Origin of the sequence: Mycobacterium sp. 236(2023), from assembly GCF_029623955.1 — a bacterium.
Lineage (GTDB): Bacteria > Actinomycetota > Actinomycetes > Mycobacteriales > Mycobacteriaceae > Mycobacterium.
The window spans coordinates 532,952-554,108 of record NZ_JARSBP010000004.1 but is presented as its reverse complement, the minus strand read 5'-3'; the positions used below and the strand labels follow the sequence as shown (position 1 = coordinate 554,108).

At 66.0% G+C, this 21,157-nt stretch carries 7 protein-coding genes; 3 read left to right on the top strand and 4 right to left on the bottom strand.

Features of this window, described 5'->3' with window-relative positions:
• The first annotated feature begins 9 nt into the window (after window positions 1-9).
• A complete protein-coding gene (locus P9A17_RS19505) occupies window positions 10-6,717 on the top strand; it encodes a type I polyketide synthase (protein ID WP_278040343.1) in 6,708 nt (2,235 codons plus the stop codon).
• The gene (locus tag P9A17_RS19500) at window positions 6,714-13,121 is read left to right on the top strand and encodes a beta-ketoacyl synthase N-terminal-like domain-containing protein (protein WP_278040342.1); all 6,408 of its coding nucleotides are present in this window, start codon (window positions 6,714-6,716) and stop codon (window positions 13,119-13,121) included. Before P9A17_RS19505 ends, P9A17_RS19500 begins: the two co-directional genes overlap by 4 nt.
• A 4-nt stretch (window positions 13,122-13,125) precedes the next feature.
• Here the strand turns inward: P9A17_RS19500 and P9A17_RS19495 are convergent, their stop codons facing one another.
• Window positions 13,126-13,701: a TetR/AcrR family transcriptional regulator gene (locus P9A17_RS19495; protein ID WP_278040341.1), complete on the bottom strand. Its 576-nt coding sequence runs from the start codon at window positions 13,699-13,701 to the stop codon at window positions 13,126-13,128.
• 111 nt (window positions 13,702-13,812) lie between these two features.
• Here P9A17_RS19495 and P9A17_RS19490 point away from each other — a divergent pair, with 111 nt between their 5' ends.
• Window positions 13,813-14,193 (top strand): DUF4267 domain-containing protein, encoded by a 381-nt coding sequence (locus P9A17_RS19490; RefSeq protein WP_278040340.1) that lies wholly within the window; start codon window positions 13,813-13,815, stop codon window positions 14,191-14,193.
• Window positions 14,194-14,207: 14 nt separating this feature from the next.
• Here the strand turns inward: P9A17_RS19490 and P9A17_RS19485 are convergent, their stop codons facing one another.
• The 3 genes from P9A17_RS19485 to P9A17_RS19475 are packed head-to-tail and all read right to left on the bottom strand — an operon-like array spanning window position 14,208 to window position 20,439.
• On the bottom strand, window positions 14,208-17,147 hold the full coding sequence (locus tag P9A17_RS19485) for an RND family transporter (RefSeq protein ID WP_278040339.1): 2,940 nt from the start codon (window positions 17,145-17,147) through the stop codon (window positions 14,208-14,210).
• On the bottom strand, window positions 17,147-20,044 hold the full coding sequence (locus P9A17_RS19480) for an RND family transporter (RefSeq protein WP_278040338.1): 2,898 nt from the start codon (window positions 20,042-20,044) through the stop codon (window positions 17,147-17,149). Before P9A17_RS19480 ends, P9A17_RS19485 begins: the two co-directional genes overlap by 1 nt.
• Window positions 20,041-20,439: an MmpS family transport accessory protein gene (locus tag P9A17_RS19475; protein ID WP_278040337.1), complete on the bottom strand. Its 399-nt coding sequence runs from the start codon at window positions 20,437-20,439 to the stop codon at window positions 20,041-20,043. Before P9A17_RS19475 ends, P9A17_RS19480 begins: the two co-directional genes overlap by 4 nt.
• Between the last annotated feature and the right edge of the window lie 718 nt (window positions 20,440-21,157).

Below are 21,157 nucleotides of genomic sequence, written 5' to 3'. Positions count from 1 at the left end.
AAAGGTGCAATGAGCCAAGAGATGCAGCGCCCCGGCAATACTCAGGTCACCCCTGTCGCGGTTGTCGGTATCACCGCCATTTACCCGGGGGAGCCTGGGCTCGAAGGGTATTGGCGGACCATCACCGGTGGACGAGACGCCATCAGCGAGGTGCCGCCGTCACACTGGCTGATCGAGGACTATTACGACCCCGATCCCAAGACTCCGGACCGGACCTACTGCAAACGCGGTGGTTTCATCGACCCGGTGCTCTTCGATCCCATGCGGTTCGGCCTGCCGCCGAACGCCCTGCCCGCCACCGACTCCGCGCAGATCCTGGCGCTCATCGCCGCCAGGAAGGTGCTCGACGAGGCGATGCGCGCGGGGGTGGAAGTCGACCTCGACCGCGTGGACGTGGTGCTCGGCGTCGCGTCGACGACCGAGCTCGTCGTGCAGATGGGGTCGCGGATGCAGCGCCCCATCTGGCGAAAGGCGATGCTGGAAAACGGATTGTCCGAGGACGAGGCCGACGAGATCTGCAGTGACATCGCCGACCACTACCCGGGCTGGCAGGAAAGCACCTTCCCCGGCCTGCTCGGCAACGTCGTCGCCGGGCGCGTCGCCAACCGCCTCGATCTCGGCGGCAGCAATTTCGTCGTCGACGCGGCGTGTGCGAGTTCGCTGTCGGCACTTCAGACCGCGCTGCACCGGTTGTATCTGCGGGAGTCCGACCTGGTGCTGACGGGCGGGGTCGACGCGCTCAACGACGTCATGATGTACATGTGCTTCTCCAAGACGCCGGCGTTCTCGCAGAGCGGTGATTGCAGGCCGTTCTCGGATGCGGCCGACGGCACCATCATCGGTGAGGGCGTCGGCATGCTCGCCCTCAAACGTCTCGACGACGCCGAGCGTGACGGAGACCCGATCCACGCGGTCATCCGGGGCCTCGGCTCGTCCTCGGACGGGCGCGCGTCGAGCGTCTACGCTCCGCGGTCCGAAGGGCAGGCGAAAGCTCTGCGCCGCGCCTACGAACACGCCGGATACGCACCTGGCACAGTCGAACTCGTCGAGGCGCACGGAACCGCCACCAAGGCGGGCGACGTCGCCGAGTTCGCCGGGCTCAAGTCGGTGTTCACCGACGACTCGGCACGCATCGCACTCGGCTCGGTGAAGTCCCAGATCGGCCACACCAAGGCCGCCGCGGGTGCCGCCGGACTCATCAAAGCTGTTCTTGCTCTTCAGCATTCGACACTTCCCGGCACGATGAAGGTGGACCGGCCGAACCCGGCCCTGGGTCTGGAGGAGACGCCGTTCTACGTCAACGCGCAGACCCGCCCATGGGTGCGCACAGGCGATCAGCCGCGGCGCGCCGGGGTCAGCTCGTTCGGATTCGGCGGCAGCAACTTCCATGTGACGCTCGAGGAGTACCGCGGCCGCCAGCGCGCCAAGCGGCTGCGGACGCTGCCCACCGAACTCGTGGTGCTCAGCGCGTCGTCAGAGGCCGCGTTGCAACAGCGGGCCGCCGACGTCATCGCCGCGGTGCGGGGCGGCGAGGGCCTCGCCCGCATCGCGTTCGAATCCGCGCGTGAATTCGACGCGTCGCAGCCGGCTCGCGCAGGCCTGGTGGCCACCGACGCCGCGTCGCTCGAAGCGCTGGCCGACACGCTTCGCACAGCGCTCGCCGACGGCACCGTATCGAAGATCAAGGACCCCAACATCGTCGTCGGGTTCGGGCCTGCCCGCGACGGAAAAACCGCATTCCTGTTTCCCGGCCAGGGCAGCCAGTACATCGGCATGGGCGCCGACCTCGCGCTGGCCTTCCCCGGCGCGCTCGCCGCGTGGGACGGACTCACCGGCGACCTCGCCGATCTGCACCGAATCGTGTTCCCGGAGCCCGCATTCGATGCGCCCTCCGTCGACGGTCAGAAGGCCGAACTGACCGCGATGCAGAACGCCCAGCCGGCGATCGCGGCGACCAGTCTCGCGCAACTCGCACTGCTCGACGTGTTGGGGGTGACGGCTGACGCCGCCGCGGGCCACAGCTTCGGAGAGGTCACCGCCCTCGCCGCGGCAGGTGTCCTGCCGACCGATCGGCTCGTCGAGACGGCGCGGACCCGCGGCGTGTTGATGGCGCAGGCGGGGCACGGCCAGGACGGTGCGATGCTCGCGATCACCGCAGGCGCCGACGACGTGCGGGCTCTTCTCGACACGCGACCCCCGTCGGAGGGAACGCTGGTCATCGCGAACGACAACGCTCCCAATCAGGTGGTGCTTGCCGGACATGTCTCCGAGATCACCTGGGCCCAGACTGCCGCGAAGGCTGCGGGTTTCACGTCGGTGCGGCTCCCCGTGGCCTCGGCATTCCATTCGGCGATCGTGGCCTCGAGCTCGGCCCCGCTGACCGACTATCTGAAGACTCTGAGCCTGGGGACCCCTGACTTCCCGGTCTACGCGAACGCCACGGCAGAGCCGTACGGCGACGGTGTGGCCGATCAACTCGGGGATCAGGTCCGCCAGTCCGTTCGGTTCCGCGAGATGATCGAGGCGATGGCGCGCGACGGGGTGACCCGCTTCATCGAGGTCGGGCCAGGTCGGGTGCTGACGAAACTCGTCCCGCAGATCCTGGACCAGACGCCGCATGTCGCTGTGGCGCTCGATGATCCCAAGTCGGGCGGGCTGCGCGGTTGGCATCGCGGTCTTGCGCACCTGGCCGCCGATGGCGTGGCACTGAATCTTGCTGCGCTCTATGACAACTACGACGAGCCGGAAGCCCACGTCCCTGCTCCGACGCACGCCGTCATGGTGGGAGGGGCGAACTTCGGCAAGCCCTACCCGCCCGTGGACGGGAACGTGACGATCGCCCCGAAGCGTGTCCGTGCGAAGGCGCCGGACACGCCGCCCCCTGCTTCGGAAGGTTTGCAATTGACCACGGTCATCCAGCCCACGGAAGCCCCGGTTCGTCAGCATGCTCCTGCGCCTGCGGTTCACCTGGCCGCAGCGCAAGCGCCTGCCCCAGCACCGGAGGTTCACGTGCCTGCTCCGGTGGTCCAGGCGCCGTTGGCAGACCTGTCCGTGGATGCATGGAGTGTCATCGACCGTATCCAGCGTGAGACCGCGGAACAGCATCAGCGCTACCTGGACGTGGTGACCCAGAGCCACCAGTCGTTCCTGGAGATGTCGACCCACATGATGGCCGAGATCGTCGGCGAACGTGCCGTCGCGCCGGTGCATCACCCGGCGCACAACGGTGTGGTGCCGGCACGCAACGGGGCAGTCCCCGTGCTGACGTCGGTGCCCGCTGCCGTTGTGCCGGTGGTGAGTATGCCTGCGCCGCCGCCGCAGTCGGCGCCAGAACCGGTTGCCGTCGCCACACCGATTCCGGTGCCTGCGCCCGTCACCGGTCCGGCGCCGTTGCCTGCGGGTGATGTCGTGTTGGCGATCGTGTCGGAGAAGACCGGCTATCCCGCCGACATGCTGGGCCTGGACATGGAAATGGAAGCCGAACTGGGCATCGACTCCATCAAACAGGTCGAGATCCTGGCCGCCCTGCAAGCCAAATTCCCTGGCGCACCGGAGATTCCCGCATCAGAGCTCTCCAGTCTGCGCACCCTCCAAGACGTCGTCGACACCGTCGCCGGCTTCACCACTGCGTCGGCGCCGGCACCGGCAGCCGCACAGTCGGCATCCGCGGTGCCCGCTGATCAGGTCGTGCTCGTCATCGTCTCGGAAAAGACCGGCTATCCCGCCGACATGCTGGGCCTGGACATGGAAATGGAAGCCGAACTCGGCATCGACTCCATCAAACAGGTCGAAATCCTGGCCGCCCTACAAGCCAAATTCCCCGGTGCACCGGAGATCCCCGCATCCGAACTGTCCAACCTGCGCACCCTCCAAGACGTCGTCAACACCGTCGCCGGATTCAGCACCCCGTCGACACCAGCGCCTGCAGCACCGTCGGCACCCGCGGTACCTGCCGATCAGGTCGTGTTGGCGATCGTGTCAGAGAAGACCGGCTACCCCGCCGACATGCTCGGACTCGACATGGAAATGGAAGCCGAACTCGGCATCGACTCCATCAAACAGGTCGAAATCCTCGCCGCGCTCCAAGCCAAATTCCCCGGTGCACCGGAGATTCCCGCATCAGAACTCTCTAACCTGCGCACGCTCCAAGACGTCGTCGACACCGTCGCCGGCTTCACCACTGCGTCGGCGCCGGCACCGGCAGCCGCACAGTCGGCATCCGCGGTGCCCGCTGATCAGGTCGTGCTCGCCATCGTCTCGGAAAAGACCGGCTATCCCGCCGACATGCTGGGCCTGGATATGGAAATGGAAGCCGAACTCGGCATCGACTCCATCAAACAAGTCGAAATCCTGGCAGCCCTACAAGCCAAATTCCCCGGCGCACCCGAAATCCCGGCATCAGAACTGTCCAACCTGCGCACGCTGCAAGACGTCGTCGACACCGTCGCCGGCTTCGCCACCCCACCGGCTCCGTCATCCGCTGGAGACGCCGGGGGAGCGCTCGCCGGATCGCCGTCGACCACACCGGCGGGTGGCCTGTCGTGCACGGAAGCCGATGTTCGTCCCGTACCGCCGAGCGGGTTCGCGATGGCGGGCCTGCGCGACGGCGAGGTGTTCATCACCCGTGAGGATCCCGCGTTCGCGGACGCGTTGGAACGCGCGCTGACCGTGCGGGGTGTCAAGGCCAGGTCCGTCGACGACGTCCCCGACGACGCGGGTGCGGTGATCTGCCTGGCTGCACTGGCACAGGCTGATTCGCCTCACGATTGTGTGGACGTCCACGTGCGGGCCTTCCACGCTGCGCGCAGCGTCGCGAAGAGCGAATCGCGGTCGCGGCTGTTCGTGACCGTCGAGTCGACCGACTCGCGCGTGCCGGTCGGCGTGGCGAGCCTGGTGAAGACCGCAACGTGGGAGTGGCCCAATGCCTCGGTCCGCTCGGTCGTCATGGAAACCCTTGACGCGGAACGGTTGACGGCCGAGCTGCTCGACGGCGGAAGTGGTGTCGAGGTCACGTTGCGTGCCGACGGCACCCGCCTGGTCGTGGTCGGCGATGTCGAATCGACACCCCCGGCCGACACGATCGCCGTCGTCCCCGGCGGTGTCGTCGTGGTCACCGGTGGTGCGCGCGGAGTGACCGCGTCCTCGGCGCTGGCCCTTGCCAAACGCCACGGTCTCGCCCTCGCGCTGCTCGGTCGCACCCCGCTGCGGGAGATGTCCACCGACGAACCGACCGGTACCACCGTCACCGAGATCGCGACGGCACTGGCGGCCGCAGCACGTGCCCGCGGCGAACAGTTGAGCCTGCCGCAGGCCCGCTTTCACGCCGAGAACCTGATGGCGGAGAGGGAAGTTCGCGCCACGCTGGCGACCGCCGAACGGCAGGGCACCCCGGCCCGGTACTTCGCGGCCAGCATCACCGACACACCTGCGCTGCACGGTGTCCTCGACGAGGTGCGCAGGCACCTGGGTCCGATCGTCGGGGTCGTCCACGGCGCCGGCGTTCTCGCTGACAAGCGGCTGGAGGATCTCGAGGACGACCAGTTCGTCAAGGTGTTCAGCACGAAACTGGTTGGTGCCGAGGCACTCCTCGCGGCGACGTCGGCCGACGATCTGCGGTTCATCTCATTGTTCTCGTCGATCGCGGCTCGCGCGGGCAATCCCGGCCAGTCCGCGTATGCCGCGGCCAACGCGGCGCTGGAAGCGATCGCGGCGCGTGAGTCGGCACGCCGCGGCGACGCGTGCGTGGTTCGGGCATTCGGCTGGGGGCCGTGGGACGGCGGCATGGTGGACGCGACACTGCGGAGCCGATTCCTCGACGCCGGGGTCGGCCTGATCCCGATCGACGAAGGGGCACAGTTCTTTGCCGAGCATGCTCTCGGTCGGTCCCCGGCGACGGCGGTCGTGGTCGCGGCACCCGCCGAGGCCCGGCATCGTGCGACACGACTCGACTGGGACGTGTCGGCCGAGAATCTCCCGGTGCTCGAAGACCACCAGGTTCGCGGCAGGGTGGTGATGCCCGTCGTGATCGTGCTCGACGCCATGTTGCGAGCGGCACGGGGACTCGTCGCCGAAGCGAACGTCGTGGTCCGCGACTTCCAGGTGCTCTCGGGAGTCACCTTCGCAGCCTGCGAACAGCAGGCTCTCACCGTCGAGTTCGAACCGACAGGGCAGTCGTACACGGTGACCGTCCACGACTGCGAAGGCCGAGCCCGGTACCGCGCCCTGCTGGACGCGGAAACCGATGCAGCACCGAGTGTCTCGGTCCCCGAGATCTCCGGGTCGGCCTGGCCGTTGAGCGTCGACGACGCGTACACCGGGCCGCTGTTCCACGGTCCGCGGTTCGCCGTGATCGATCATCTCGATGCGTTCGGGTCCGCCGGTGGCACAGCACGTCTCAAAGGTCAGGCCGCACTCGGCTGGCCGGGCGAGGACTGGGCGATCGACGCCGCCAGTATCGACGGCGGACTGCAGCTGGGCATCGTCTGGGCCAGTGCCCACGGCCATCCGCTGGTGCTCCCTGTGCGCATCGGTCGCGTGGCGCTGCACCGCCCGTTCGGCGATTCCGGCGCGGTGCGCTGCCGCGTGGCCGCGCACCCCGTCAATGACAAGCGCGTCGATTTCGACATCGCGCTGGAGACCCCGGACGGCAGCCTGGTCGCCGAACTCTCGGGCGTCGAGTTCTATGTCGCCGGCAGCGGGGGAGATACGTCGGCGTGAGTGGGTTCGACCCCGTCGCGATCGTCGGGCGCAGCTGCGTCCTGCCGGGCGCGACCAGCCCCGAGTCGCTCTTCGAAGCCACCCTGGACGGACGCTCACTGTTGTCTGCCACTCCGCGTGATCACTGGCGCGGCGTCGACCCGGCCTTGCTGAAAGCCAGCGACAAACCCGGGTTACGGGTGGCCTCGACCATGGGCGGCTACATCGACGCGTCGTTCGCCGACGCGCAGAACTCCTTGGGTATCGAGGATTTCGAGCGGCTCGATCCGATCGTCCACTGGCTTGCACGGTGTGCGCGGTTGGCGCTGGCCACGCCGGTCGCGCCGCCTCGGACCGGCATCATCGTGGGCAACCTGTCCTACCCGTCGACACTGGGCACAGCGTTCGTCGAAAGCGTCTGGACGAATGGTGCATCCGGCGAGGTCGACCCGCGCAACCGCTTCTCGTCGGGGTTGCCGGTACACCTGGTCGCCGACGCGATGCAGATCGCCGGACCCGCCTTTGCCCTCGACGCGGCCTGTGCGTCTTCCCTGTACGCGATCAAACTCGCCTGCGACGTGCTGGCGGACGGCGACGCGGACGTGATGCTCGCCGGCGGCGTCAACGGCGCCGACGACCTGTTCCTGCATCTCGGATTCACTGCGCTGCAAGCACTGAGCCCGTCGGGCCGGTCGCGACCGTTCCACGCCGACGCCGACGGTCTGGTGCCCTCGACGGGCGCCGCGATGGTTGCGCTGAAACGCCTTGAGGATGCCGAGCGGTCCGGCGATCGGATCCTCGGGGTGATCACCGGCGTCGGGCTCTCCAACGACGGTCGTCAGAGCGGGCTGCTGGCTCCCGCAGTGTCGGGTCAGGCGCGAGCGATGGCGGCGGCCCTGGAACAGGCCGGCGTGGGCCCCTCGGACATCGATTTCGTCGACTGCCACGCGACGGGCACCACACTCGGCGATGCGACAGAGCTGGAAAGCCTCGCTACCGCCTATGGCGACGTCCCGCTGAAGCTCGGTGCGCTCAAGGGCAATCTCGGCCACACGATCACCGTGTCCGGTGCGGCCAGCCTGATCAACGTGCTGTCCGCGATGCACGCATCGGTGATTCCGCCGACGCTGTGCGACAAGCCGACCGAGGCGCTCGGGCAGACACCGTTCACGCTGTCGACCTCAGTCACACCGTGGACCGGAGCCACGAAGCGCGCCGCGGTCAGCAACTTCGGTTTCGGCGGGAACAACGCACACCTGATCGTCGAGAACTACTGCGGACCAACCCGTTCGGTGTCGCCACGACCGCGACCCGCCGGCGACATCGTCATCTGCGGGATGGGCGCGGTGACCGGCGACGCTCCCGACATCGGCGCGTTCCGTCGGCGTGCGCTGGGTCCACCCGCGTCGCCCACACCGTTGAATACGGTCGAACTCGACTTCGCGGGTTTGGGCTTTCCGCCGAGCGAGCTCAAGTCCAGCCTCGGCCAGCAGACGGCGATGCTGGCGGCCGCGGCCCAGGCGCTGGGAGACGTGAGTACCGACCCGGACCGCACCGGGGTCGTCGTCGGCATGGGATGCGATGCCACGACCGCCCGCCACCGGTTGCGGGTGCAGCACACCGACGACGAAGCATGGCTGGCCGCCAACGAGGAGGCCGCGCCACGCCTGACCGCCGACGGAGCGGTCGGGGCGATGCCGAACATCCCTGCCAACCGCATCCACGCTCAACGCGACTTCCGTGGGTTCGGGTTCACCGTGTCCAGCGAGGAACTGTCCGGCATCGCTGCGCTGCAGATCGCCATCCGCGCGCTCCGGCGGGGAGAGCTCGACACCGTCGTCGCCGGTGCCGTCGACATGTGCTGCGAACCCGCCCACGCGCACGCAGCGGACGCCGTCGCCGCGGACAACACAGTGCCGCAGGGTGATTCGGCTGTGGCATTCGTTCTCAAACGCCGCGCGGACGCCGAAGCCGCCGGTGACGACATCATCGCGCAGATCGACACCGCCGATGGTTTCGGATCCGCCGTCGGACTCGCCGCTGCGGCACGGTTCGGCCGTACCCATGCGGCGAGCGCCGCGACCGAAGTCGCCGCACAGGCTGCGGCGCTGGGCGCTCGGGCCCGGGTCGATCAGAATGGGGCGCAGCCGGCACCGGGCGCGACCACCGCGGTGGTGGCGCTGGAGTCGATGTCGGGTCGCACCGACGGCGTGACGCTCTCGGTGGCCGGCGGGTCGGTCGCACCGCTGGCCCTCGGCGTCGTTCCCGTCACGGAACGCTATGCGGGGGACAGCAGAGCAGATCTGCTGAGCAGGATGACGCGCGGTGAGACGGGCGGAACCGGGTCCGTGCGTTGCGCTTTGGTGAGTGATTCCGAGGCCACGCTGGACGGTCTCCGTCGCGCGACCGTGGACCGCCTCACTCGCGGCGAGACGCCCGCGGGAATCGGTGTGTCGTTCAGCGACGCCCCGGTCACCGGCGAGCTCGCCTTCATGTTCACCGGTGCCGCAGCGGCATATCCGGGTGCCGGACGCGATCTGTTGCTGGCCTGGCCGGAACTCGGCGACGCCCTCGCCGCACGGTTTTCCGGGGTCGGCGATCTGGCGCGCGCCCTCTACGGTGCCGGTATCACCACGCTGGATCCGCGTACCCAGCTGACCGGCTGCGCGCTGGTCTGCCAGGCGCAGGCGGAGTTCTCACGCACCGTTCTGGGCCTCACACCCGCGGCCGCGATCGGTCTGTCGTCCGGAGAAACCAATGCGCTCATGGCTTTCGGCGTGTGGCGCGATCTCGAACCGATGCTCGACGAGATCGAGGCATCGGGCATGTACGGCGACGAACTGACCGGTGCCTGCCGGGTGGCCGCCGCCGACTGGGGCATGGCCGATCAGCGGGCACCATGGGAGTGCTGGCGTGTCACGGCACCCAGAGCAGCGGTCGAGGCGGCGCTGGCCGCCGAACCTCGCGCCTATATGACCATCGTGCAGGCGCCCGACGACTGCGTGATCGGTGGTGATCCCGCGGCATGCCGGCGCGTGATCGATGCCATCGACGGTGCCCGTGCGATGCCACTCGGTCTGGACATGGTGATCCACTGCAGCGCCATGGCGCCCTTCGCCGACGTGTGGCGCAGCATCCACACTCGCGAGACCTACGAAGTGCCGGACGTGCGGTTCTACAGCAACGCCGTCAACCGCGCCTACACGCCGACGAGGGAAGCGGCCGCCGAGGCGATCACCACGCAGGCTCTCGAGCCGATCGACTTTCCCGCGACGGTGTTGCAGGCGTGGGAGGACGGTGTCCGTGTCTTCGTCGAGCACGGCCCCCGCGCCATCCTGACCGGGGCGATCCCGAAGATCCTCGGTGAGCGACCGCATTTCGTGGTGGCGCTCGACTCCCAGGAACGGCGAGGGCTCCGCGCGCTCGCCGAGAGCGTGTCCAAGATGTGGGTGCACGGGTTACCGGTCCGCACCGACGCTTTCGATGCGCGCATGCAGCAGCTGCGCGCACACCACGTCCCGCCGTCGTCGACCGGTGCTCGGAAGCTGACGATGGCCGCACACCGGCCGGACATCGTGTCAGTGCCCGACATCGTGTCAGTAAATGGGAGCTCTCCGATGCCAGAAGCCGACCTCAGCGATCTTCAGCACATGCCGCCGGCGCCGTCGTATCCGGCACCGCTGGTCCTCACCGAAAGCGTGGCCACCCACACCGAGGTGAGCCGCGTCGCCGCCCAACCGATGCCGGTCGTCGTCAGAGAGGCGGCAACCGCGGCTGTCAGCGACAAGACCAGTGCCGCAGTGAGTCTCATCGCGGCCGTCGGCGAGACGCATACGACGTTCGTCGAGCGGCAGGCGCAGGCGCACGCGTCGTTCCTGCAGTCACGCGGCGAACTGTTCCGGTTGGCAGCCGGTGGACGGGCGTCCGCACCCGTCGCACCACCTGCGCCGGTTGCGAGCGCCACCATGGCGCCTCCGGTGATCGAGCGACCGCAACCGGTTGCCGTGCCGCCGGCACCCGTCGCGAAGCCTGCCCCACCGGCTGCCCCGCCGCCGCCTGTCGCGCCCGCGCCTGCGCCTGTCCTAAAGCCGAAGCCGAGCCAGCCGTTGTGGACCCGCGCTCAGCTCGAAACCCTTGCCGGCGGGAATATCTCCGAGGTTCTCGGCCCCGTGTTCGCGGAGTTGGATCAGTACGAGCGGCTGGTGCGGATGCCGGAACCGCCGCTGCTGCTGGCCGATCGCGTCATGAGCATCGAGGGCGAGCCCGCCACGATGGGCACAGGGACGATCGTCACCGAAACAGACGTCGACCCCGACGCGTGGTACATGCACAACGGGCGGATGTCGCCCGGCGTGGTGATCGAGTCCGGGCAGGCTGACCTGCTGCTCGCATCATGGTTGGGTGCCGACTTCACCAATCGCAGCGAGCGGGTCTACCGTCTACTCGGTTGCGATCTGACGTTCATGGGCGGACTGCCGCAGGCCGGCGACACCTTGCATTACGAGATCCATATCGACGGCCACGCGAAAACCGGTGCGACACGGCTGTTCTTCTTCCACTACGACTGCTACATCGGTGATCGCCTGGCCATTTCGGTGCGCAACGGTCAGGCCGGGTTCTTCTCCGACGAAGAACTCGCCAACTCCGACGGGGTGCTGTGGGACGCGGCCGACGACGTGCCACGCGCGGGGTCCCGACGCGATCAACCGCCTCGGGTATCGCAGAAGCGCTCCTTCGATCGCGGCGATGTCGAAGCGTTCACCGAAGGAAATGCGTTCTCATGCTTCGGTGTCGGCTTTGAGATGGCCGCGGCACATTCGCGGACTCCCACGCTGCCGTCCGGCAAGCTGCGGCTGTTCGACGAAGTCGCAGAATTCGATCCCGAGGGCGGACCGTGGGGCCGCGGTTATCTGCGTGCCACGGCGGCGGTGCCCACCGACGCGTGGTTCTATGACGGACATTTCAAGAACGATCCCTGCATGCCGGGGACGCTGATGGCCGACGCTGCCACCCAGGCGCTGTCGTTCGCGATGGCCGCCTATGGCTTCACCATCGACCGCGACGGCTGGCGGTTCGAACCGGTACCCGACGAGGTGGCACGCTTCGTGTGCCGGGGTCAGGTCACGCCGAACCGCGACCACATGCTCGATTACGAGGTCTTCATCGAGGAGATCATCGACGGGCCGACGCCGATGGTGATCGCCGCGCTGCTGTGCAGCAGCGACGGATTCAAGGTGTTCCACTGCCGCCGGTTCGGGATGCGGCTGGTGCCCGATTGGCCGATGCCGCCGGGCGCTCCGGGTCCGGTGCGGATCCTGGAAGGCACCAAGGACGTCCGCGGCGACCAGGGTGCGCTGTTGGCGTGCGGGCGCGGGATGCCCTCGGATGCGTTCGGAGCACTGTACGCACCGTTCGACGGCACCCGCCGGGCGCCGAGACTGCCCGACGAGCCGTACCACTTCATGTCGCGCATCATCAGTGTCGACAGCCCGCCCGGAGTTCCGACCAAGGACGGCGTCGTCGTCGCGGAGTACGACGTCCCGGCGGACGCATGGTATTTCGAGGATGCGCACTCGTCGGCCGTGCCGATGTCGGTGCTGATCGAGATCCTGCTGCAGCCATGCGGCTGGCTGTCGTCGTACAACGGGTTCGCCGCCAATCGCGCCGACGATGTGGTCTTCCGCAATCTCGACGGTGGCGAGGTCGTCCTGCACAAGCCCGCGCGAGTGGGCACCTTGCGAGTCACGTCGCGGCTGGAACGCTTCGCCGAAGGCGGTGGTTCGACGATCGTGTTCTTCGACGTCATCTGCACCCAGGGCGACGACATCGTCATGACGATGAAGACGGCGTTCGGGTTCTTCAGCCCGGAGGCACTCAAGAACCAGGTCGGTTTGAAGACCAAACCTGGAGCGCTGGAGGCACTTTCAGAACCGGCGCCGGTGTCGCTGGCCTACCGGTCCGATGAACTGACCGGGACACCGTGGCTCACGCAGGGCCGGCTTCAGGTGATCGACCGGGTGAACTTCTGGCCCGGCGGGGGAGAGAAGGGTCTCGGCCGATTGGTGGCCGAATTCGACGTCCGCCCCGAAGCCTGGTTCTTCAAGGCGCACTTCTTCCAGGATCCGGTGCAACCCGGTTCGCTGGGGTTGGAGGCCATGCAGCAGGCGGCGCGTGCAGCGACGCTGTTGTCGGGGCTGGCCGATGACGGATCCGAGTTCGAGTCCGTCGCCGTGGGTCAGGAGTTCAGCTGGAAGTTCCGGGGCCAGGTGATCCCGACCAACACCCGAACCCGCTCCGAAATCGAGATCACCTCCGTCACAAGAGAAGACGACGGGGTGCTGGTCGTGTTCGACGGCGCGTTCTGGGTCGACGACCTGTGCATCTACTCGACGAACGGGATGGGTGTGCGGGTGAAGCGGGGTTGAGCCGCTAGCTCCCGACGAACTGAGCCACGAGCAGCTTGACACGCTCGCGCTCATGGCTCTGCCGTAGCCGGCCGGTACGTCCGAGGGTGACCAGGCCATGGAGCGCGGACCAGAACACTTCGGTGAGACTGCCGGAATCCTGTTCACCGGCAACGAGGTCGACCGCCAGGCGCAGTTCGGTGAACGCGGATTCCAGCTGTGGCGGAGTATCGGTGTCCGCGAAGCGCAGCGAGGTGACACGGGTGAACATCGCGTCGTACACCGCGGGGTTCGCCGTGGCAAAGGTGAGATAGGCGCGGGCAACTCGACTCAGGGCGCCGGCGGCCCCACCGGAGCCAGCGCGCGCTCGACGGATTGCCTCGGCGAGCTCGCCGAACGCCTCGACAGCGATGGCGTCCGTGATTTGTTCCATCCCGCTGAAGTGCTTGTACAGAACCGGCTGGCTGTACTCGATCTCGGCGGACAGGCGCCTGGTGGTCACGGCGTCCCAGCCCTCGGCTTCGGCGACACGGCGCGCCGTCGCGATGATCAGCTTCCGACGCGCTGCCCGCTCACGTTCGCGACGATCGTCGAAGGCCATGCCCGAAAGTATCACAGCTAGAAATGCTAGCGCTGCTATTGCAGACGCACCTCCGAAGGGTTAGCGTTGCTAGCGGTTCGACCCGAACCGCGACTACCGGGAGTAATTCATATGTCCGCCACAACCATCGGCACCATCCTCGCCGGACTGATCGGCGCGGCCATCGTTGTCGTCGGTGCGCGATTCCTTCTCGCACCACGCGTCGCCGCTGCCGGCTACGGCGTCCAGCCGGACCTCAGTCAACCGTCCACCGGCGCCTATCTGAGCGTCAAAGGCATTCGCGACATCGCTTCGGGACTGTTCCTGTTCATCCTGATCGCCGCGGGTGCCCATCAACTGCTGGGCTGGCTCATCCTGGCCGCCACCATCATTCCGATTGCCGATGCCGTCATCGTGCTCAGCAACGGCGGCGCCAGATTAATCGCCCTGGGCATCCACGGGGGCACCGCCGTCGTCATGCTCATCACCGCTGCTCTGCTGCTGTTCACATAGCGGTCCCGCCGTCGTCAGACGTACGGCCTCGCGAAAGGAACGGTGACCGCGTCATCGCGGTCATCCAGCGGGACCTCGCGCACCTCCGCGCTCGGCAGAGTCGGCCGGACCGGCGGGCGGGGGGGACTGGCCTGGAACAGCCGCGGCGCCGGACGGGGTCGCACGATCAGCGGCCACCAGAACCAGCGTCCGAGAAGCGCGGCGATCGACGGCGTCAGGAAGGCGCGCACGACCAAGGTGTCGAAAAGGAGTCCGATGCCGATGGTGGTGCCGACCTGACCGATGACCTGAAGATCACTGAAAACCATTGCGGCCATGGTGAATGCGAACACCAAACCGGCATTCGTCACGACCTTGCCGGTACCGCCCATCGCCCGGATGATGCCGGTGTTGATGCCTGCGCCGAGCTCTTCCTTCATGCGGGACACCAGCAGGAGGTTGTAGTCGGAGCCCACGCCGAGCAACACGATCACCGCCATCGGCAGCACCATCCAGTGCAGGTCGATGCCGAAGATGTACTGCCAGATCAGCACCGACAACCCGAACGACGCGCCCAGCGACAGCGCCACCGTTCCCACGATCACCAGCGAGGCGATGAAACCGCGGGTGATGAGGAGCATGATCAGGAAGATCAGGCAGAGCGCACTCACCGCGGCGATCAACAAGTCGTACTTGGCGCCTTCCTGAAAGTCCTTGAACGTCGATGCCGTACCGGCCATGTAGATCTGCGCGCCGCGCAGTGGTGTGTTCTTGATCGACTCCTCGGCCGCCGCCCTGATCTGATCGATACTTGCGATGCCTTCGGCCGAACCGGGGTCGCTCTTGTGGGAGATGATGAATCGGGCGGCCTTGCCATCGGGGGACAGGAAGGAACTCATCGCACGCTGAAAGTCCGGATTGGCGAACACTTCCGGCGGCAGATAGAAGGTGTCGTCATTTCTGGCCGCGTCGAACGCCTGCCCCATCGCGGTCGCGTCCTGCCCCATCTCGTCCATGATGCTGAACGTGCCGTCCATGGTGGCGTGCATCGTCAGCATCATGTTGCGCATCGACTCCATGATCGCGATCGTCCGCGGCAACTGCGCAAGCAGCTCCGGGAGCACAGCCGCCAGATCGTCTAGATTTCCTTCGAGCTTATGGATTTTCTCGGCGAGTTGATCGATGCCGTCCAGTGCGTCGAAGATGTTCCGCACCGCGAAACAGACCGGGATGTTGTAGCAGTGCGGTTCCCAGTAGAGGTAATTGCGGATGGGCCTGAAGAAGTCATCGAAATTGGCGACGTTGTCGCGCATGTCGTCCATCACGACGGTCACTTCTTTGGTGATGGCGACCGAGTTGAGCGTCACATCGGTGATCTTGGCCTGGATGTCGTACATCCGTTTCGTCAACTCGATCTGCCGGGTCATTATGTCGGCCTGTGCACCCATATCGTCGATACGGCCTTGCATGTGCCTCATCATTTGTTGCTGACCGGCATTCTGCATGCTGATCAGGAACGGGATCGACGTCCGCTCGATCGGTGTTCCCTCTGGGCGGGTGATCCCTTGGACACGAGATACTCCGGGGACCGCGAAGATAGCTTTCGCGAGTTTGTGCAGGACGATGAAGTCACCAGGATTGCGCATGTCGCGATCGGATTCGATGATCAGGATGTCCGGCATCATCCGCGCCTGGGAAAAGTGTCGGTCGGCCGCCGCGTACCCCATGTTGGCGGGAACGTCGTCGGGGATGTAGCGCCGGTCGTCATAGCTCGTCTGGTAGCCAGGAAGCGCGATGAGGCCGACCAGCGTGATCGCCAGTGTCGCAATGAGAATGGGCCCGGGCCAGCGGACGATCGCCGTGCCGACCCGACGCCATCGCCGCATCCCGATGACGCGAGCGGGGTCGAACAGCCCGAATCGGCCCCCGGTGGCAATCATTGCCGGCACCAGCGTGAGCGCGACGACCACCGCAACGAGCATGCCGATGGCACAGGGTATTCCGACGGTTTGGAAGATTGACATGCGGGCGAAACTCAGGCACATCAATGCCCCGGCGATCGTCAGACCGGAACCCAGGACGACGGGCGCGACGCTGCGATAGGTGGTGTAGAACGCCATCTCTCGGTTCTCACCGGCCTGGCGCGCCTCCTGATATCGCCCGAAAAAGAAGATGCCGTAGTCGGTTCCGGCCGCCATCGCCAATGCCACCAGCATATTGATGGCGAAGGTCGACAGCAGGAAGAAGTCGTTGTGACCGAGGAACGCGACCACGCCGCGGGCGGCGAACAGCTCGATGCCGACGGTCACGAGCAGCAGGACCACGGTGATGACCGAGCGGTAGACGATCATCAACACCACGAAGATGATCACGGCGCCGATCAGCGTCATCTTCAGGATGGAACTCTCGCCGCTGTGCTGCATGTCGGCGAGCAGCGGCGCCGCGCCGGTGACGTACACGTCGAGGCCCGGCGGTGGGGGATTGTGGTCGACGATGCTGCGGACCGCCTCGACGGACTTGAGCCCCTCGGATGAGCCCTGGTCCCCGACCAGATTCAGTTGCACGTAGACGGCCATGCCGTCGGGGCTCTGCGCACCCGCCGCGGTGAGCCGATCGCCCCACAGGTCCTGCACGTGCTCGACGTGCTGCGGCTCGTTGCGCAGCTGCTGGACCAACCCCTCGTAATACTGCTGGGCGTCCTCGCCCAGAGGCTCCCGGCCTTCCAGCACGATCATCGCCGTGCTGTCCGAACTGGATTCGCCGAAGATCTGACCCATGTGGGACATCGCCTGCACCGACGGAGCGTCCTTGGGACTCATCGGCACGGACTGCTCTCGTCCGACCTGCTCCAGCGATGGCACCGCGAACGTGAGCATCAAAGTCAATGCCGCCCAGCCCAGGATGATCGCGGGGGCAAGCGCGCGGATCGACCGAGCGATCAGCGGCCGCTGGTTACGCAGCTGATGGTTGGCCACTACTGCGGCGGGCTCTGCAATAAGGCGCGAACCAGCGGACGTGGTCCCGTGGGCCGGAGCAGGGCGCTGGCAGGGCGAGGACGCACCTTCTGCGGCCACCAGAACCACCGTCCGAGGAGTGCGGCGATCGACGGTGTCATGAAGGCGCGCACGATCAGCGTGTCGAACAGCAGACCCATGCCGATCGTGGTGCCCATCTGACCGATACTGACAAGGTCACTTACCACCATCGACCCCATCGTGGCGGCGAACACCAGGCCGGCTGTTGTCACCACCTTGCCGGTGCCACCCATGGCACGGATGATCGCGGTGTTGATGCCGGCGTCCAGCTCATCCTTGATCCGCGCGACCAGCAGCAGGTTGTAGTCGGACCCCACGGCCAACAGCGTGATCACTGTCATGACCAACACGGCCCAGTGGATCTGGACGCCGACGACGTACTGCCAGACGAACACCGACACACCGAAGGCCGCACCCAGTGACACCAGGACGGTCCCGACGATGACGATCGCTGCCACAAGACTTCTCGTCATGATCAGCATGACGATGAAGATGAGACAGATGGTGGCCACCACGGCGATCATCAGGTCGTACTCGGAACCGATGACCATGTCCTGGGTGATCGCCGCGGTGCCCGTGAGGTAGATGTCGGAGCCCTCCAGTGGCGTCCCTTTGAGCGCCTCCTCCGCGGCACTCTTGATCGCTTCGACCCGCGAAATACCCTCGGAGGACGCAGGATCGCCCTTCTGGAGGATCAGGAGGCGGGTTGATCTGCCGTCCGGTGAGATGAAGATATCCATCACGCGTTTGAAATCTTCGTTGTTGAAGACGTCCGGCGGGATGAAGAACGAATCGTCGTTCTGGGCGGAGTCGAACGCCTTGCCCATGGCAGTTGGATTGTCGTTGGAGGTGTTCATCTGGCCGAAGACACCCTCCATGGTGCTGTGCATCGTCAGCATCATGGTCCGCATGCTCTGCATGATCGCGATCATCTCGGGGAACTGGGCGATGATCTGTGGCATCAGGATGTCGAGTTGATCGAGGTTCAGCACCAGTCGGTCGAGCTTCTCGCTGACCTGGTCCACCCCGTCGAGCACGTCGAAGACGCTTCGGACAGACCAGCACAGCGGGATGTTGTAGCAGTGCGGTTCCCAATAGAGGTAATTGCGGATCGGGCGGAAGAAGTCCTCGAAGTTCGCGATATTGTCGCGCAATTCCGCGGTGGTTTCCTGCATTTCGCGCGTGGTAGCCACCATCTCGTGCGTGGTGTTAACCATCTGCTGCATCAGGCCGTACATGCGCTGCATGATCGAGATCATCTCCGTGAGCATGTTCGCCTGCTGGAGAAGGTCTTCCATGCGCGTGTTCTGGAACTGCATGAACTGCTGCTGTCCGGCCTGCTGCATGCTGAGCATGTAAGGAATAGTCGCGCCGCGCAGCGGCGCCCCCTCGGGGCGGGTCACCGCTTGCACGTTGGAGATCCCGGGCACCGCCAGAATCGCCTTGGCCAACTTGTTGAGGATCAGAAAGTCGGACGGATTTCGTAGGTCGCGGTCGGTCTCGACCATCAGAATCTCGGGAGCCATCGTTGCGGACTCGGGAAAATGCCGCTCTGCCGCGGCTTTTCCCTCCATAGCGGGGATGGTCTGCGGCAGGTAATCCTGGTCGTTGTAGCTCGGCTTGAAGCCCGGCAGTGCCAGCAGCCCGAGCAGCGTAACCGCCAGCGTGGCAATCAGAATCGGCGCCGGCCAGCGCACGATCGCGGTGCCCATGCGCCGCCATCCACGGACCTGCAGGCTCCTCTTGGGGTCGAACAGACCGAAGCGGCCGCCGAGTGCGAGGACGGCCGGGTACAGCGTGAGCGCGACTGCGACAGCGGTCAGGATTCCGACGGCGGTCGGCAGCGCAAGAGCGTGGAAGAAGGGAAGTCTGGTGAAGCTCAGGCAGTAGAGCGCTCCGGCGATGGTCAGCCCGGACGCCAGGACCACTTTCGCGACGCCACGATAGGTCGTGAAAAAGGCCGCTTCCTTGTCTTCACCCGCCTGACGCGCCTCCTGGTAGCGGCCGATGAAAAAGATTCCGTAGTCGGTCCCTGCGGCGATACACAGTGCGACAAGCAGATTGACCCCGAAGGTGGTCAGCCCGAGCATCCCGTGATCGCCCAGCAGCGCGACGATTCCGCGGGCTGCCTGCAACTGGATACCAACAACCAGCAGAAGCAGGATCACGGTCACGATAGATCGATAGACGAACAGCAGCATCACCAGGATCACACCGACACTCACCAGCGTGACGAGGATGACCGTCTCGTTACCACTCTTACCGACGTCCGCGACGAGCGCCGAGGGGCCGGTGACGAACGCCTGAACGCCTGGGGGAGTGGGAGTCTCCGCGACGATCTGTCGCACCGCGGCGACCGAGTCGTTCGCGACGGACTGGTCGGGACTTTCGGTGCCAGGACTGTTACCGACGATACCCACCTGCACATAGGCAGCCTTGCCATCGGCGCTCTGCGCGGCGCCTCTGGTCAAAGGGTCGCCCCAGAAATCCTGAATGTGCTGGACATGCTCTTTGTCGTCACGCAGTTTGCGAAGCAGTTCGTCGTAGTACTGGTGCGCCACATCGGCGAGCGGTTCCTGGCCCTCCAGCACGATCATCACTGTGCCGCCGGTCTCCGGCGATTCGAACGCGTCGGCCATCCGGTCGGATGCCACCAACGACGGTGCACCGATAGGGTTCAGCGACACCGAACGCTCCCGTTCGACCTGCTCCAAAGACGGAACGGCAACGCTCAGAGCGACGATGATCACCAGCCACGCAAGGATGACGAGAGGTGCAAAGCGATAGATCGTCCTGGCGATCAACGGCCGAGAGTTGACCAGCTGGTGGTTGCTCATGCGGCCTTCAACATGCAGGACGTGAAGGTACTCGCCTCATGCTCAGCGATCTTCTCGTCTTTGACCACACCGTCGACGAGGATTCGGCAGCCGAGAGTGTCGCTGTCGCCCTGCGCCGCAATGCTTCCAATACCAGCCGCACCTGAGATGGGGAATTCCAGCGACCAGGGAAGCGGTACCGCCTCGAGGAATTGAGGGTCTCCGTTCTCGTTGAAGAAGCTGATCTGCGCGACGGTTCCGGGCGGGCCGAAGATCTCGTACCTCAGGTATTTCGGGTTGACGGGTGCGCCCTCGTCGTCCGCGGTATCGCCATACGGGACGGAATAGTCGGAGCCGAAGATCCCGTGAAGTCGCGACACCGTGAACCCGCCTGCACCCACCACAATCAGAATCACCAACGGAATCCACAGCTTTCGCAGGAGCCTGAACAGCGCAGCGGCGGGCCTGCGGCTCCGCCTGCGAGGCGCGCTCTGCGCTGTCGGAGCAGCCGGGTGGTAGTCGGCCCGCCGGCGATCCGACGTTTCGTTATCTGACGGCGCTGGCTCTAAACCGGGCAAGCTGCCGTCGACCACCGGACCCACCTTCCACCTTTCCAGCGGCTTCCACACCTGGCGCGTTACCAGGCGGTCGGACACACATGCCGCAGGCAGCGACCGCGGCCTCTCGAACTACAGCGAGAGTCTGAGCGTGCCGCGCACGGCAACAATCCCAGAGAGCGCGCACCCGTCATTGACGCCAGAGTAAATCATGGGAGTGGGCGCCGTAGGAAGGTTTTCGCAAACCCTCAGGCGTTTCGCATGCCGGGTGCGATTTCGCTGCGCGCCATGCCCGCGCACGAGAACCTGCTGAGTCTGTCGCACGATGGGGGAGATTCCTGTCACCTGCGAGTTTGCGCGCAAGTCGCTCGAATGCTCGAGCGTGTCGCACGTCCATCAGCCGGGCGTGTCGGCGTCAGGGCCGACGCGGCGTCTCGCCTTCGGGGACAGCCAGGCGAACTCTATGGCAATGAAGCCTATCTACTTGCTGTGAACAACAGAGCAAGCCAAAACGCGCCTGAACTGTAAATATGCATAAGCGTCATATTTCTGCCCGACTCGCCACCGTCGTACTGCT

Bases quoted from the DNA above. Each gene is read 5' to 3' on its own strand.
- P9A17_RS19505 (WP_278040343.1), top strand. From the start codon at position 10: ATGAGCCAAGAGATGCAGCGCCCCGGCAATACTCAGGTCACCCCTGTC.
- P9A17_RS19495 (WP_278040341.1), bottom strand. From the start codon at position 13,701: ATGGCCTTCGACGATCGTCGCGAACGTGAGCGGGCAGCGCGTCGGAAG.
- P9A17_RS19490 (WP_278040340.1), top strand. From the start codon at position 13,813: ATGTCCGCCACAACCATCGGCACCATCCTCGCCGGACTGATCGGCGCG.
- P9A17_RS19480 (WP_278040338.1), bottom strand. From the start codon at position 20,044: ATGAGCAACCACCAGCTGGTCAACTCTCGGCCGTTGATCGCCAGGACG.